12 protein-coding genes and 2 pseudogenes are annotated in these 15,043 nt (G+C 54.6%); 7 read left to right on the top strand and 7 right to left on the bottom strand.

The window, feature by feature from the left end; all coding sequences use genetic code 11:
• Positions 1-155: 155 nt before the first annotated feature.
• The 3 genes from D7M11_RS20680 to D7M11_RS20670 are packed head-to-tail and all read left to right on the top strand — an operon-like array spanning position 156 to position 3,401.
• The gene (locus D7M11_RS20680; protein ID WP_158606754.1) at positions 156-1,118 is read left to right on the top strand and encodes a sigma-70 family RNA polymerase sigma factor; all 963 of its coding nucleotides are present in this window, start codon (positions 156-158) and stop codon (positions 1,116-1,118) included.
• A gap of 59 nt (positions 1,119-1,177) precedes the next feature.
• Positions 1,178-1,918, top strand: a complete 741-nt coding sequence (locus D7M11_RS20675; RefSeq protein ID WP_158606753.1) for a VOC family protein — start codon at positions 1,178-1,180, stop codon at positions 1,916-1,918.
• 25 nt (positions 1,919-1,943) lie between these two features.
• On the top strand, positions 1,944-3,401 hold the full coding sequence (locus D7M11_RS20670) for a serine hydrolase domain-containing protein (protein WP_120749159.1): 1,458 nt from the start codon (positions 1,944-1,946) through the stop codon (positions 3,399-3,401).
• A gap of 97 nt (positions 3,402-3,498) precedes the next feature.
• Here the strand turns inward: D7M11_RS20670 and D7M11_RS38140 are convergent.
• From D7M11_RS38140 to D7M11_RS20640, 6 genes and pseudogenes are all read right to left on the bottom strand, one after another.
• Positions 3,499-3,873 (bottom strand): annotated as a pseudogene (locus tag D7M11_RS38140) (HNH endonuclease); the annotation flags it as partial.
• Positions 3,874-4,344: 471 nt separating this feature from the next.
• Positions 4,345-5,280, bottom strand: a pseudogene (locus D7M11_RS38135) (HD domain-containing phosphohydrolase); the annotation flags it as partial.
• A 127-nt stretch (positions 5,281-5,407) separates the two neighbouring features.
• Entirely contained in the window at positions 5,408-6,559 is a 1,152-nt protein-coding gene (locus D7M11_RS20655) for a Ger(x)C family spore germination protein (RefSeq protein WP_120749158.1), read from the bottom strand.
• Positions 6,556-8,040, bottom strand: coding sequence for a spore germination protein (locus D7M11_RS20650; RefSeq protein WP_120749157.1), 1,485 nt, complete (start codon positions 8,038-8,040; stop codon positions 6,556-6,558). Before D7M11_RS20650 ends, D7M11_RS20655 begins: the two co-directional genes overlap by 4 nt.
• Positions 8,037-9,131, bottom strand: a complete 1,095-nt coding sequence (locus tag D7M11_RS20645) for an endospore germination permease (RefSeq protein WP_120749156.1) — start codon at positions 9,129-9,131, stop codon at positions 8,037-8,039. The genes D7M11_RS20650 and D7M11_RS20645 overlap by 4 nt, the downstream gene beginning before the upstream one ends.
• Before the next feature lie 223 nt (positions 9,132-9,354).
• Complete coding sequence (locus D7M11_RS20640) at positions 9,355-10,425, bottom strand: YVTN family beta-propeller repeat protein (RefSeq protein WP_120749155.1); 1,071 nt, start codon at positions 10,423-10,425, stop codon at positions 9,355-9,357.
• 134 nt (positions 10,426-10,559) lie between these two features.
• Between D7M11_RS20640 and D7M11_RS20635 the strand changes: the two genes are divergently transcribed.
• From D7M11_RS20635 to D7M11_RS20620, 4 genes are read left to right on the top strand one after another with little or no spacing between them, the layout of a single operon-like run.
• Positions 10,560-11,522, top strand: a complete 963-nt coding sequence (locus D7M11_RS20635; RefSeq protein ID WP_120749154.1) for a sulfurtransferase — start codon at positions 10,560-10,562, stop codon at positions 11,520-11,522.
• A 24-nt stretch (positions 11,523-11,546) separates the two neighbouring features.
• On the top strand, positions 11,547-11,927 hold the full coding sequence (locus tag D7M11_RS20630; RefSeq protein ID WP_120749153.1) for a rhodanese-like domain-containing protein: 381 nt from the start codon (positions 11,547-11,549) through the stop codon (positions 11,925-11,927).
• Positions 11,928-11,979: 52 nt separating this feature from the next.
• Complete coding sequence (locus D7M11_RS20625; RefSeq protein ID WP_120749152.1) at positions 11,980-12,240, top strand: sulfurtransferase TusA family protein; 261 nt, start codon at positions 11,980-11,982, stop codon at positions 12,238-12,240.
• Positions 12,241-12,273: 33 nt separating this feature from the next.
• Positions 12,274-13,392, top strand: coding sequence for a YeeE/YedE family protein (locus tag D7M11_RS20620; protein ID WP_120749151.1), 1,119 nt, complete (start codon positions 12,274-12,276; stop codon positions 13,390-13,392).
• A gap of 111 nt (positions 13,393-13,503) precedes the next feature.
• Here the strand turns inward: D7M11_RS20620 and D7M11_RS20615 are convergent, their stop codons facing one another.
• On the bottom strand, positions 13,504-14,841 hold the full coding sequence (locus D7M11_RS20615) for an ABC transporter substrate-binding protein (protein WP_120749150.1): 1,338 nt from the start codon (positions 14,839-14,841) through the stop codon (positions 13,504-13,506).
• Positions 14,842-15,043 lie beyond the last annotated feature (202 nt).

Raw genomic sequence — 15,043 nt, 5'->3', positions numbered from 1 at the left:
GTATGACATTGCTACTATCAGATATGGTAGCCGCCTTGGCAGCAAGGCGGCTCTTGGCAATTACGCAATTTTGCGATGCATACCGAAAGGCGGGGAGGAATGAAGCCGGTTCAGAGGGAATATATGGATACGAATCTTTGGAAGGGTGTGATTCCTTGACTCATGCCGATACGGACGGATTATTGGTCGAACGGGTGCTGAAAGGAGATAAATCAGCTTATTCCGAGCTGATCGGAATCTATATGAACGTGTTGTATGCACTTGGCTATCGAATGACCGGAGACTTTCACTACGCCCAGGATATCGCCCAAGAAGCTTTAATCAAGGCGTATTTTCGTTTATCCGAGCTCAAGGAGAAGGATAAGTTCGGCAGTTGGCTGTATGCGATCGCCCTCCGAACAGCGCAAGATTTCCAGCGGAAAATCGGGCGGGAAATTCCCGGTCCGCAACTGGCGGCCGAGCGGATCGATCCGTTCACTACCGAGGATCGGGCGGAAGCGAACGAGCTGCGGGAGCATGTGCGGGAAGCTTTCGGCGAATTGCCGGAGCTGTACAGGGAAACGGCGATGCTTCATCTGATCGCAGGTCTGCCGGCGCCCCGGATCGCGAAGCTGCTCGGCCAAAGCGTCAGCGCCACCGAGAGCAGACTGCGGCGGGCCAAACGCCTGCTCCGGGAAATGCTGCGGCCGGCGGCCGATGCTTATTTGTCCGTACAGCGGCTCGGCGACGACTTCCGCCAACGTGTCATTATGCTGCTGTTGCAGCGGCTGAATTGCTTTTATTTGCCAGTACGCGATCCGTACCGGTCGGCCTTATGGTACCAGGAGCATTTCGGGCTTGAGGCGGGACGGCCGCCGGAAGAAAGGGCAAGCGGCATCTCGCTGTCCGTCGGCTCGCGAATGGAATTGTATTTGCTGCGCTGGAGCCCGGCTCAGCCGCTTCCGGTCAAACCTTTCGAGCTGCTCGCATTCGAGGTGGATGATCTGATCACGATCGCTGCCCGGCTGCGAGCAGGCGGCGTGCAGGTTGACGGGATTGTAACGGAGGCGGATCACATCCGCTGCCGTTTTGCGGATCCGGACGGACATTTTTTTGTACTCAGGCAGCAAACCGGCTGACCGGATTTTTGCGTTTCTTCCGTCTTGTTAAGGAATACAGCGATAAAGGAGAGATGGAAATGGTTCAGCAAGTTATGGGTAGCGAATCGAAAGTCGAAGTCAAGGAAGAGGTGGCGGTCCCGTCCGCACCCCTGCTCAAACAAGTCAACTGCATATATGTGCCGGCTGTCGACCCTTATGCGACGATCAAGTGGTTCGAAACTAACTTCGGCCTCAAGACAAGCTCGAAACCGGTCAAACGGGAAACGAATGGGGGCTCGATCAAACTCGCGAACGGAATGGAGCTGTATATTTTGCGAGTGGCGGAACCATCCCGAATGACGTTTCAAACCGACGTCTGGTCGGGACCCGGCTTTACGATGCCGATGATTTCGTTCGAGGTGGATGATGCCGCCGAGCTTCACCGCAGCCTGGAGAGGAAGGGCGTTCATGTGGAGGAACTGCGGGATAATAACGGCTGCGGCATCGGCTTTTATTTTTACGACCCGGATGGAAACAAGTTTTGCGCATGGGAAATGCAGACGATGGTGTGGCGGAGCAAAGAGGAGGAGCCCGAAACGGGAAGCCGAAACTGGAAGGAACGGTTCCGGTTTGCCAATTGCTATTTTTCCGGCGATATCGACGACTTTCTGAAGGAAGCGGCCGCGCAGTCGCGGCAGTCTTCGCGTCGCGTGCAAGTGCTCGGCCGAGGCAGCATGGACGAGGAGGCAGGGAGCGAACTGCAGCTTCTCGTCCAAAAGCTGGAGGCGTTCGCCCATAAGTATCCGGAACGATCGTTTCGGATCGTGTACCGGGAATAGCTGTCAATAGAGAGGAAGGTAGTTTATGACTTCTGTTACATTACTGCCGCGCGGTGGAAAGGAAGAGCGCTTGATTCCGCCGCAGGCGGTCGACGCTTTCTTGGATGCGCTCAGCGAGCAGGGACTGGAGCTGCACAGCTTCATGCTGCTTCGCCACGGCAAAGTGGCGGCTGAAGGCTGGTGGGCGCCCTATTCGGCGGATTATCCGCATACGTTGTTTTCACTGAGCAAAAGCTTCACGTCGACGGCCGTCGGCATAGCCGCTGCGGAAGGACTATTGGATGTGCACGACAAGGTAGCATCGTTTTTTCCCGAAGAAGCGCCCGAGCGACCGACGGATTATTTGGCGGCGATGGAAGTGAGGCATCTGCTGACGATGAGCACCGGGCATGCCAAATGCGCGATGGAATGGGCTCGCCGACACGAGCCGAAACACTGGGTAAAAGGCTTCCTGCACGCTCCCGTCGATTACGAGCCCGGAACGCATTTCGTGTATAACAACGGAGCGTCCTATATGCTGTCCGCCATCGTGCAAAAGGTGACTGGCGAATCGATGCTTGATTACTTGCGTCCACGGTTGTTTGAGCCGCTCGGGATCGTGGAGGCAGCATGGGAAACATGTCCGCGGGGCATATCGAAAGGGGGATGGGGGCTCAGTCTCATATCCGAATCGATCGCCAAGTTCGGTGAGCTGCTCTTGCGAAAAGGCAATTGGAACGGGCGGCAGCTCGTTCCGGAGGCATGGGTGGAAGCCGCCACCTCGAAGATGATGATGGCAAACGATGGCGGCATCGGCATCGATTGGACTCAGGGCTACGGCTATCAGTTTTGGCAATGCCGCCACGGAGCGTTTCGCGGAGACGGCATGTTCGGACAGTTTTGCATTGTTCTGCCTCAGCAAGATGCCGTCATCGCGATGACGGCCGCGACGAGCCGGATGCAGGCGGTGCTGAACGCGGTCTGGGAGCATTTGCTGACGGGCCTTGGCGGCGAAGGCGAACGTGAGCTTCCGTCTGTCAAGGAGGAGTCGTATGACATGCTTCTTAAACGTCTGGGCTCGCAGAATGTACAGCCTTTTTATCCGGTTACCGATTCCGTACGGGAATCGGCGTTGAACAATAAACGGTATACGTTCGCCTCGGACGACGATGGTATTCAGTCGATCCAGTTTCAATTTGAACGGAATGAGATTAGGATCGAGGTTCAAATGTCAAAAAAGAAACACGCGATCCGCTGCGGCAAAGGGGAGTGGGTTTACTCGGAAGCGGTGTTCGAAGGGAAGCTTCAGCCGGTTGCTGCGAGCTGCGGATGGGAAGCGCCGGACCTGCTCTCGGTGAATGTGTGCGTCGTCGAGACGCCTTTCCGGCTGACGGCAACGTTCCGCTTCGAAGAAGATCTCGTCCGGATGGACTGGGGCCGCAATGTCCCCGAACGTCCGAGGGAGCACAAAACCGGGCGGATCGTTCCAAACGACCCCGGTTAAATCAATATTGTCGCATGCCAGAGCCGCTGAGCCATCGCACAAAAAAAGAAACCGCCCGCTGCCGGGCTTCCCAGGCAGCGGGCGGTTTCTAGTTATATTAATGGATTACTGAGGTCTCTTCGTTCGCAACCGCTTCCGTCCTCGCTTCGCCGACAAATTCGTCGAGGCTTCGGGCGGCTTTGCTCTGATTGCACACGTTGCACGCGCAAACGCAATTGGCCGGCGTCGTATGACCGCCTTTGGCGCGGGGGAGCAGATGGTCGATCGTATCGCCGTACTCGCCGCAGAAATGGCAAAGATTGTTGTCGCGCTTCAAAATATAGTCGCGGAACGATTTGTTGCTGTAAACGCGCCGGATCGTATGCGGGTTGACGACGACGGCGGCATGCTCCTTCACCAGCGTAATCGCCGTCTCCAGATCGGTTTCCTGATGCCAGCGCCGCCCTTTATCCGTTTTGCCGCGCATGAGGATGATGCCCTCGCCGGTTGGCCGCAGCACGGAGGCGTCCGGACCTTTCGGTCTCGGCGGCAGCTCCGGCAGAGGGAGATTCAGTCGCTGCTTCGGAAAGATCGCCGGCTGATGCTCGAAGAAATCGCCCTGAACCGCGGCAGCGTTTTTTGTCGCTTCGCTGCCCGGTTCATTCCGTTCTTCATGCTCCTCCGCCGGTTCCTTCTCCTTGTTGGTTTGCCGGCAATTCCGGCAGGTGCCGCGGCGCGTAGATTTGCCCGAACGTCTGCCTCGGCGGCGCAAAAATTCGGACAGAGGTTTCTGCTCCTTGCATAGCGAGCACAGCTTGGTTTCGGGAGCCTGCGATTGTTCCCGGCTTGAAGGCGTCGGCTCTGGTTCCGGTTCGTGGGCGGCAGCTGTCCGCATATGTTCCGGACCGTCATGCGTATATTCCGTTTCGTACAAAGACAGGAACGAATCGACGATGTCCGGATCGAACAGCGTACCCCGATTCTCACGCAAAAAGTCGAGCGCTTTCTCCTTCGACCACGTTTCCTTATACGGCCTGCGCGACGACAGGGCGTCATACACGTCAACTACGCTGACGATTCGGGCTTCCAGCGGAATAGCCGTTCCTTCCAGCTTCGACGGATAGCCGGTTCCGTCCCATTTTTCGTGGTGATGCTTAATGATGTTCCTGGCGACGCTCAGATGCTCCTTGAAGAAGCTGTCCTGCAGCTCGCTGTTGATTTTCTCCAAAATATCGACGCCGATGAGCGGGTGCATCTCTACGATGAGACGCTCATAGCTGGTAAGCGGTCCAGGCTTGTACAAAATGCCTTCCGGAACGCCGGATTTCCCGATATCGTGCATAATGCTGGCGTTTACGACGCTTTGCATATATTTGCCTGGCAGCCGCAGCTTCATCCGTTTGTTATGCCGGTATACCAATCGTTCGGTATAGTCGCGCACTCTCGTCAGATGGTCCTCGGTCGCCGGATCGCGTATTTCGCAGGAAATGGCCAGCACCTTCAAGAGAACGCCCTGAATGTTGTTTTTCCTCTCTTCCGCTATGTAGATACCTTCCTCCAGATGCTCCAGTTCGCGGAAAATGCCGATGTAAAAAATCTCTTCGTTTATAACATAGGGGGTAATCGATATGGAAGAGTGCCACAGGTTGCCGCCAGCCTTCTTATTAATAAAAATGCCGGACCAGCTCTCGCCTTGATTCAGCGCCGCATACATGCTCTTGTACGTCGCGTCGCTTGTATGCTGGGTTTTCACGATGCTGGCTTTTGCGCCGATAATCATCTCTCTTTTGTAGCCTGTAATGCTCTCGTAGGCCGGATTGACATCGACGATACAGTGATTGGAATCCGTAATGATGACGGCGTCCGATAAGGTCAGGAATATACGAAGCGATTCGATCATATGCCGATTTCTCCCGGTGTATATGCGTAATTACCCTTAGTTTACCATACTGAGCGCCGAATCATAAATGATAACCGTACGAAACGCGAGATAAGCCCGCAGGCTGCTTGGCTGAGCAGTCTCGGGCTTAGTTGACTCGCAGCTTGTATTTGCCGCTATGCTGAAGATTGACTCTTACATCGACGCTGTCGAGCGAATCCTCGTTCAAAATAAACTGGCCGCCTTCGCTGAGGCTTTTCCATAGCTTCGGATTTTCCCGGTACAACACTTCGCCAAGCTGCAGCACGTCGGCTTTGATATCCAGCCCCTTCTGAAACGTATGGCGCATTTCCGTCTGAAGCACCTTTGCAGCATGATCTTCAATTTCTTTTTTCGATATATTGTCGACAAGCTCGTCTACATAACCTTGGATCGTCAGCTTGATTCTGAAACGCGCTTTGCCGTCCTGGACGATGTGGTGGACCGAAGGCTTCGGCTTAATCAGCACTAAGGCCGCGTCGATATTGCGCTTGCCCGGGACATGGATGGCCGAACGCTCCAATTTTTTTTGCAGCCACCGGGCACCCTCCAGATCGTCCTCGGTGAGCCAGCCTGCCAGTTTATAATCGTTAAAGAAGTAAGCCCCGTCAATTTTAAAAAGCGGCTTATTCTTCTTGTCCTCGGTCCAGGATTTCGAGTCGATGGACAGGGATGGCAGCATGGCATATTCGGCGGGTTCGTTAAATTGGGCCAATATTTTGAAGCCGTATACCGGCAAAATGAACGATCGCTGGGAATACATCTGCGAAGGCGTGTCCATCGCCGATTCGATCGGGGACATATTGAGCAGCGACTTCATCGCGAACAGGTCCCGCACCGACTCTTTCGTACCATAAAGCAAAATGTTATAGCGGATTTCACGGTAACGGTTTATAAAATCGTAGGTTTCCTTGATGCGGTCGTCGTCCTGCATATATTTCTCGGTCATGACGATCGCTTTGATATGCCCCCAGAAGATGCGCAGCTGGGAGGTGGTGTAGATCGAGTTCAGTGATTCGGTGACCGATCTTCCTTCCCCTTTGCCGATCCAGTTTGGCACGATCCTGCCGATCTCCATCGCTTCGCCTTTGGCGATATTCATGAAGTTGAGCACTTGAACGTACGTTACAATTTTGCCGTCCTCGTAATCGAACCCGAGCGCGGTCACATAAGCCATATTCTGGATGTCTTTGGAGTTCCAGCAGCCCGTCGTGAGCAGGAGAAGACAGAGGGATAGCGCCACGGCGCGCCTGATTTTCATTCGGAGTCGCGATCCTCCTTATGATCCGGATCGATCGGGTTAAGTACCTTCGGCCGATTTTTCATCAGGATCCAGGGAAGGCGCATATACCCTTTGAGCATATCTCCGAAAATCGGCGGAGATAACGGCGAGAGGTATGGGACCCCGAACGACCGCAGCTTGGACATATAGAACAGCAGCAAAAACGAACTTAATATAAGCCCATACATCCCGATGATCGACGAAGCCAAAAAGACGCCGAACCGAATGACGCTGACGACGGTACTGAGCGACTGATTGACAAGGGTAACGCCCATAACGGCCGTTATCGCTCCGACAACGACGACGGAAGGAGAGACGAGCCCGGCACGGATGGCGGCGTCGCCGATAACAAGACCGCCGATAACGGTGAGCGTCTGACCGATCGAACTCGGCAGGCGTACCCCTGCTTCACGGAATATTTCCAGCAGCACGAGCAGCAGGAACATTTCCATCTGCGCCGATAGCGGAAGGCCCATTCGTGCGACCGAGATCGTAGCCATCAGGCGGAACGGAATCTGGTCCTGATGGAAGGCGGACAAAGCAACCCAAAGCCCGGGAAGCATTACCGCCGCCACGAAGCTGAACAGCCGGATGAGACGCGTAAACGTAACGTATTGGAAATTGAAGTGGATGTCCTCCGGCGATTTCAGAATAAGGCCGAGGCTGGCCGGACCGATCAGCACGAGCGGATTGCCGTCGACGATGACGACGAATCGGCCGGCAAGCAGGCTGCTTACGGCATAATCCGGGCGGCCGGTTATGTCCAGCAGCGGAAACAGCGGATATTTGACGTCGGCGAGCGCTTCTTCGAGTTGACCGATCGAATAAACGCCGTCGACATCGATTTTAGCCAGTCTTTTTCGCACTTCGGCCAAGATTTCCGGTTGGATGATGTCTTCAAAATATAGCAGACCGACCTTCGTCCGGGTTCTTGCGCCAAGCACCGTCGTTTCATAACACAGGGAAGTGGAGCGGATCCGTTTCCGGATCAAGGCCACGTTAATGGCGATATTTTCAACAAAACCGTCCTTCGGACCTTTGATCGAGATTTCGGTGCTCGACTCCTCTGGCTGGCGATCTGGACGGTTGCATATGCTGATCTTGAACAGCATGTTCGTCTTCAGAAACAGCAGCACCAGATCCCCTTCGAATACGGCATCGACGATGTCCGTTTTGGCGGCACTCCCCCCGAGCGGCAGCAGCGGCAGCACGCCGACAGAAACACCCTTGAGCACCTGGTCGAAGCCGGTCTGCTGATAAATCCGGTTCAGCTCCGGCAAAATCGTCTTGCTGATCATCGGCGTGTCACTCAGTCCGTCCGAATAGATGAGCATAACGGCGGACGCAAGGTCCCGCTCATGAAAACGGACTACATCCAACTGTACGTCGGAGGAGCTCGCGAACAATTCGCGAATTTTGGATTCGTTCCAAACCGTAACTTCGGGTTTGTGATGTTTCATGCCGGTTCCTCCTTTGCCGATTTGGAGCGCCAGGCGATGACGGCCCATATGGACGTGAGAATCAGAGTCAACACTAATGAAAGCTGCATATACGATTCGTAGATGCCCAGGTAGAACGTATTCATATGGGAGCCGATGATCGCCAAGACGATGTAGCTCAAGGAAATGCCGGTAATCAGCCAGCGCCGGGACTTCGGTTTTTTAAACGGGAACATATCGGCAAGCAAAAATTGGGACAAGCCGATCCGGATACTTGCCCCGGCCAGCCACTGGTACACGGAGAGGAAGTCGACATGCTCGATATAGTTGCCCAGCTTGACGAGGCGCCACTGCTCATAAGGGGATACCATTTGCTTCGCGGCCTCCTTCGGCCCGAATTCCGTAATCGCGCCGACCATCGGGCCGAGCGTAATATACACGATAATGCCGGCCAGGATAAGCATATGCCAGGCTTTCATCTTCACACGCAGCCTGTGCTGGAACAGCAGCAGAATGGACAATTCCACGAAGGCGCCGCCGCAAAAAATCATGCCGTTCAGTACCGGTTCCGGACCGTTCTCCATGAAGGGCTTGAGCATAAGCCAGTCTTTCTCCGACATGTTCGAGATCGAGACAAAGTAGCCGAGAAGGACGACCGTCGGCAGCAATATCCCCGCGCCTATGGCGATTGTGCGAATGCCGTGACAGGCTGCATAGTGGCATACGATCACCAGGGCAATAATAAGCACATATTGGGGCGTTGCGGGCAAATAGTTGGAAACCGTCCATATCGACGTATGCAAGATCGTCAAGCCGCCGATTAGATAAAGCTGTACCGCTACCGGAACCAGCATAACCCACGACAGCCAGGCCGTCGTCCGCCGCGCGAGCCAGGGCTGTAGCTTCTCTCCAGCGGACTTTCGCATAATGTATATAAGAATGAGACTCCAAGGGAGAAATAGAACCGCTGTGACGAGAGCGGATATCCAAGCGTCCCGGCCCGATGCGTCAAGTACCATCGGATTGATGATAACGTGACTGATAAGACCGTTGTACAGCATCATAATCATGATCGTTTGCATAACGCCGATCGTCATTTTGGATTTGTCCATACAGCCTCCCCGCTTCAGCGACGGAATAAAGTTCATCGGACGATAATATTGTGTAAGGTTACCTAAAATTCCTAATTTTATTCGCAGCGGGAGCGCTTGCGGAGGAAAGCGAAGGTACGACAAACAAGCCGCCAAACCCATTAGCATGGAGTTTGACGGCTGGTTCGGTTTCCTGTATGAAATTGTCCCGCTAGGACATCTCTTGGGTCCAAAGATCGCTTCGTCAGCAGCTTCCGCCGATGCCGGGCAGCGCCTTGATCTGGATGCCGTGCGGCGTGGCTCCTACCTTGATGCGTTCTGCAGGTTTGCGGGTGGCTATGTCGATAACGGCGACCTCGTCCGATCCGCTGAGTGTTACGTACGCTTTCGTTTGCTGGCGATTGTAGGCGATGTGTCTGGCTCCCGGCAGTCCCGTGATCGTCTCCGTCGCTTTGGCGGCGGCCAGATCGACGAACGTTGCCGCGTTACCTTCCATGGAAGTGACGATCGCGCTTTTGCCGTCATCGGCTATGACGACGTCGGTAGCGCCGGCGGCGACGGCTATTTTCGTCTCAAGCTTGCCTGTATCGGTGTTGTAGACTTCCAGAGCGCCTTCGCCGGCGGTTGGGACGAACAGCTTTTTGCCGTCATCGCTAACCTTGACCGCGCGCGGCGTTTTACCCGTCGGAATCGTCAACACGGTAGCCTTCGTTTTCACGTTCACAACATATACTTTGTTGTTCTCATGATCGCTTATATATAACTTTTCGCCGAACAAGCTCATATAATTCGTTTTCGCGCCGGTGCCGAGGTCGATCGTGCCGGCTTCCTTGCGCTCCTTCGTATCGACCAGATAAACGAACTGGTCGGCTACGGCCGCGACATACAGCGTCTTGTTGTCGGGCGAGAGCACCATGCCGTGCGGCATCGGTCCTACGGGAATTTCTTTCTCGACCTTCAGCGTTTGCGTATTGATCACCGAGACGGTGCTGCTGTTCATGTTGGCCACGTACGCTTCCCGCATCGTGCTGGCGAATACGACCGTCGACGGCGCTTCGGACAGCTTGACCGTGCCGACGACTTTGCCGGTCGGGATGTCGATGACGGACAAGTTGTTTTCTTTCTCGCTCGGCACATAAAATTGAACGGCCGTCAGCTTGCCGGCCTCGCTTTGCGGAGCCGCTGCGGCTTCGCCCGTTTTCCCCGTTCCGCCCCCAAGTCTTGCCTGCGCCTGTTCCTTCGTTTCCATCGCGCATCCGCCGAGCAGCATGGCGATCACGACGCTGACGGTCACCGCGCACTTCCCGATTCTCATCGATTTCACGTCCCATTGTAGTTGATCAGTTCATTGAAAATTAATCCTTGTAAATCACTAGGGATAGATGTATTATACAGGAGAAATCAAACTATTAGCAAGATGCAGATGTGATAGAGGGGAGCCATCGGTCTATGAGAAGCAAGCTAGCTATTCTTTCCTTAGTCGTACTCGCGGGGATTACGGCCGCGTGCAGCAGCAAACCGGATAGCGCCACGAACGCCGCAGGAGGAGCCGGCGGCAATAAACCGGCACAGGAAGCGAAGGCGACGGATACATATCCGAACGCGCAACTGCTCGCAGATGTAAAGTGGGTTCAGGATCATGCCAAGGACGCCAATCTGAAAATTATCGACGCTCGTTCGAAAGGCTACGAGCAGGGACATATTCCCGGTGCCGTTGCCGTAAACGCCGGTCTGCTGAAAGATTCCAAAAACAATACGATTATCGGCAAAGACGCGTTTACCGAGCTGTTTCAGAAGGCCGGCATCAACAGCGATTCGACCGTTGTCGTCTACGACGAAGGCGGAGCCGGCAACTCGGCGACCCGCATCTTTTACGGCCTGGAATATTACGGCTTGAAGGATAAAGTGAAGGTGTTGAACGGCGGCGTACTCGCCTGGACAACGGCCGGCAAAGAACTGTCGACCGATGTGCCGGCTCCGGCGAAAGGCAACTTTTCGGCGCAGCCGAACGACAAGCTGATTACGACGAAGGCACAGCTGCTCTCGGCCAATCTGGCTCAGTGCACCTTAGTCGATACCCGCTCGGCCAAAGAATATACCGGTGAAGATTTGCGCGGCAACAAAAACGGCGGCCACGTAAACGGAGCGATCAATACGGAGTGGAGCGATGCGATCGATCAGGCGCCGGCGGACGGCGTGCCGAAATTCAAAAGCTACAAAGATTTGACGGCGCTTTATACGAAAGCCGGCATTACGGACAAGGATAAGACGGTTATCCCGTACTGCCAGACGAACATTCGCGGAGCCCACACCTACTTCACTTTGAGGCTGCTCGGATTCAAGGACGTTCGTCCTTATGAAGGCTCGATGGCCGAATGGGCCAACGCGGACGACGCACCGCTTGTGAAATAAAGTAGGCAAAAGGAGGCACGCACGATGGCAACGCATATAGAGGGAGTCTCCCATCTGGATTGGCAGGAGCTGAAGGACGTAATAAGCGACGGGGAGCGGGCGGCGATCGTCATTGACGTCCGCGAGCCGGAGGAGTACGAGGAAGCGCATATCGGCGGGCTCCCGCTTATTCCGATGGGCGATATTATCGACTGGCCGGAGAAGCTCGATCCGCAGCGCGAGTACGTATTCGTATGCCGTAGCGGCCGAAGAAGCCTCGAGGTCGCCAAATATTTTCAGAACAACGGATTCGCGAACGTTCACAACTTTCTCGGCGGTATGCTGAGCTGGGTGGCGGAAGGTGGCGAAGTGGCCGGCGGTCCCGCCGAGCCGATCGAAAGCTACGGACTCGCCGTCAAGCCCTGAGCAGCGTAGAACGTATTATTCATAACTATCCAACCTAAAGGAGCGATTCCACATGAGCTTGAGCGAAAAAGAACTGCTTGCCCTGAAACCGGACCATATCGTAGACGCCGTCGGCGAAGTGTGCCCGCATACGCTGAACCTGGCGCTGGACGGACTGAAAAAAGCCAAATCCGGCGAGATTGTAGTCGAAGTGACGGATCACAGCATCGCTACCAAAACGATTCCGGCTGCGGTGAAAATGAACAAAATCGGGGAGTTTCTCGGCGTCGCCAAAAAAGGCGGAGAGTATCATATTTTTGTGAAGAAGGCGTAATTTTGCCGACTTAAAGGTGGTTGACTTACGGAAATGGCATACACATGGGACGTTTTTTTGCTGGCCGCCTTTTTCGGCTTTGCGTACGGCTTTTTATTGCAAAAGGCCGACTTCTGCTTCGTCGCTTCGATCCGCGACTGGATCAGCGTGCGCGATACGCGCATCTTGAACGGCGTGCTCGTGCTGATCGGTACCGCTCTGCTCGGCTGGGCGCTCGTGCTGACGATCGGCGCGAGGGGCATCCCGGATTTATGGACCGTGCCGGTCAGCGGCGGTAATTTGCTCGGCGGCATTTTGTTCGGTATCGGCATGACGATCGCCGGCGGCTGCGGCTCCGGTACGCTGTACCGCTGCGGGATGGGATACGTGCAGTTCTGGATCGTGCTCGTCTGCGCGATTGTCGGCAACTTGCTGTTCGCCCTCGTATACGATCCGTGGGGACGCGATGTGCTGAATCCGCTCACGATCGCCGAATCCGGATATACCCTGTACAATTTGCCGCTGCCGGTATACGCGATTCCGCTGGTCATTGTCGTCGTTATGATCGCGATCTCGATAGCACGTTTCGGTTTTCGCGGATTCGTCCAAGGGATCAAGGAATCTTTAACGGATTGGGAGCGCAACCCGTTCAAGCAGTCGCACTGGGATATTCGTCTCGTTGCTTTTCTGATCGGCGTTGTTGCAACCGTACAGTTCGCGCTTATGTCCAATGTCGGCATAACGGGACCGGAAACGCGCATCGGCGCGGTAGCGGTGGCGCAGCTGTTCGGCGACGATATCGTATACAACAACACGTACCTGAACGCCCTGTTTGCCGATTTTCCGAGGGTCGGACTCGGTCCGGAAGAAACGCTCGTTATCTTTCTCGTTATCGGGTCGCTGTCCGCCGCGCTGATGAGCGGAAGCTTCAAGCTGCGTCTGCCGCGGAAGTCGCGACTGCCCGCCGCCATCTTCGGCGGGCTGCTAATGGGCGTATCCTCGCGGATCGCGCCGGGCTGCAACATTGCGAACGTCATTACCGGCATCGGGGCGCTCTCGCTCAGCAGTGTGCTCGTGCTGATCGGCATGATTATCGGCATCTTTATCGTAGTCGCCTACGTATTCAAAATGCCGCTGATGCTGTTCCAGAAGGACGATTCGTTCGGCGCTTGAAGCCAAATAGGCGTATAGAGAGAAAAGCAGCAGGAGGTCCGGTAACCAGCCGGGCCTCCTGTTTGTTGTAGAATCAGCTATACATGCCGCTAAACGGGCATCGCCTGCGAATCAGTTTCCTTTTGCCGCAATTTCTTTGTTTGCCGCTTCCTCTGCTTCCCGAATGGCTGTATTCACGTCGATTTCTCCGTTGATTACCCTCGTCAACGCCTGATTGATATGCGTAAAGACAAGATCGGCATTTTTATGCGGCGGTACTGGCGGAGCAAATTGGCTTTTGAAGACCGCTTTCGTGTTTTTGCCTTGCAGCGATTTGATGTTGCGGCCATACATTTCTTTAATCGACTGATCGGCAAGCGCGGTGTAACGCCCATAGTCGGTAATCATCTTCTGGATATCGGCCGAGCCAAGCAGCTCAATGACGCTGAACGCATCTTCCTTATGCTTGCCGAGCGACGACAACATCAAGAAGTGGCCGGACGAGGCGACCGTTGTATTCGGCTTTTCTTTGAAGCTTGGGAATTGGGTCAGATCCCAGTTGAAGTTTTGCGGTGTCCCGTACAGTTTTTCCAGGGCGGCAATGCGCGCATCATAGCTGATCGCCATGGCAACCGTCTGGTTTTTCAGAAACCCGTCGTTTAGTGTTGTTCCTGCTAAGGCGTCTTTATTTCCCGGGATATCGGTAATCGCTTTGTACATATCGAACAACCGCTTCCATTGATCCTGGGCGACCAGATTGGCTTTGCCTGTTTTCGGATCGATGCGCGACAAGCTTAACTGCGTGGACACATCGCCGATTCCTTGCACAAACGCCCCTTTGTACTCGGTGCCTTCGAGGGTGCGGGTGAGCTTTTTCGTTGTGTCCAGCGCGTCGTCCCAGGTCCAGCCGTCTTTCGGATAAGGCACTCCGAATTTGTCGAACAAGTCTTTGTTGTAGAAGGTGGCTGTAAAGTTCAGCGAGAAGGGCAGCGCGTACAGCTTGCCGTCGCCGGAGTATACTTGCGCCGTCTGAAGAGCGGCAGGGTCGAATTTTTTCAGATCGATACTACGTTTGGTCACATAGGGCGTTATGTCTTCAACTGCTTTCAGCTCCCGGTAATTGGTTATGCGGGGGTAGGTGCTGAAAACCAGGTCTGGAAATTGACCGGAGGAAATAAAGTCCTGTACGCCTGCATCCTTATCCTTGTTGGTGTTGGTGACCATTTCCATCGAAATGTGCGGGTATTTGGCTTTGATCGGCGCGACGATCAGGTTGTCGAATTCGTCCTTCGAAAGCGTTGCGCTGTCCAGCAGCAAAGTCAGCTTCACCGGCGCGGGAGGTTCACTCGGTTTTGGAGCAGCCGGCGTTCCCGCGCCGCCTGTTTCCGGTGTGCCGGCATTTCCGCAAGCAGATAAGATCGTTCCAAGCATGCCGAGCGTTGCGACTGTACGCATTGTTTTGTTCCACATCGTATAAACATCCCCTTTTATTATCTCTCGAGAAAAATTGGTAATCGATTACTAAGTCAGAATGGCGCTACTTATCGTTACAGACAAACATGCTGCTTTGCGGCACCACTGATGAATGAAAATATTGTCCATACTGGTACTGGGCTGGCGAAGGTAGGTCGTACTTTCTTGGTGTCACGAACCCGTGTTACAGACGGACCAC

It is taken from the genome of Paenibacillus ginsengarvi (assembly GCF_003626695.1).
Lineage (GTDB): Bacteria > Bacillota > Bacilli > Paenibacillales > NBRC-103111 > Paenibacillus_AB > Paenibacillus_AB ginsengarvi.
Note: the sequence above shows the minus strand (reverse complement) of the source record. Positions and strands in the feature narration are given on the sequence as shown.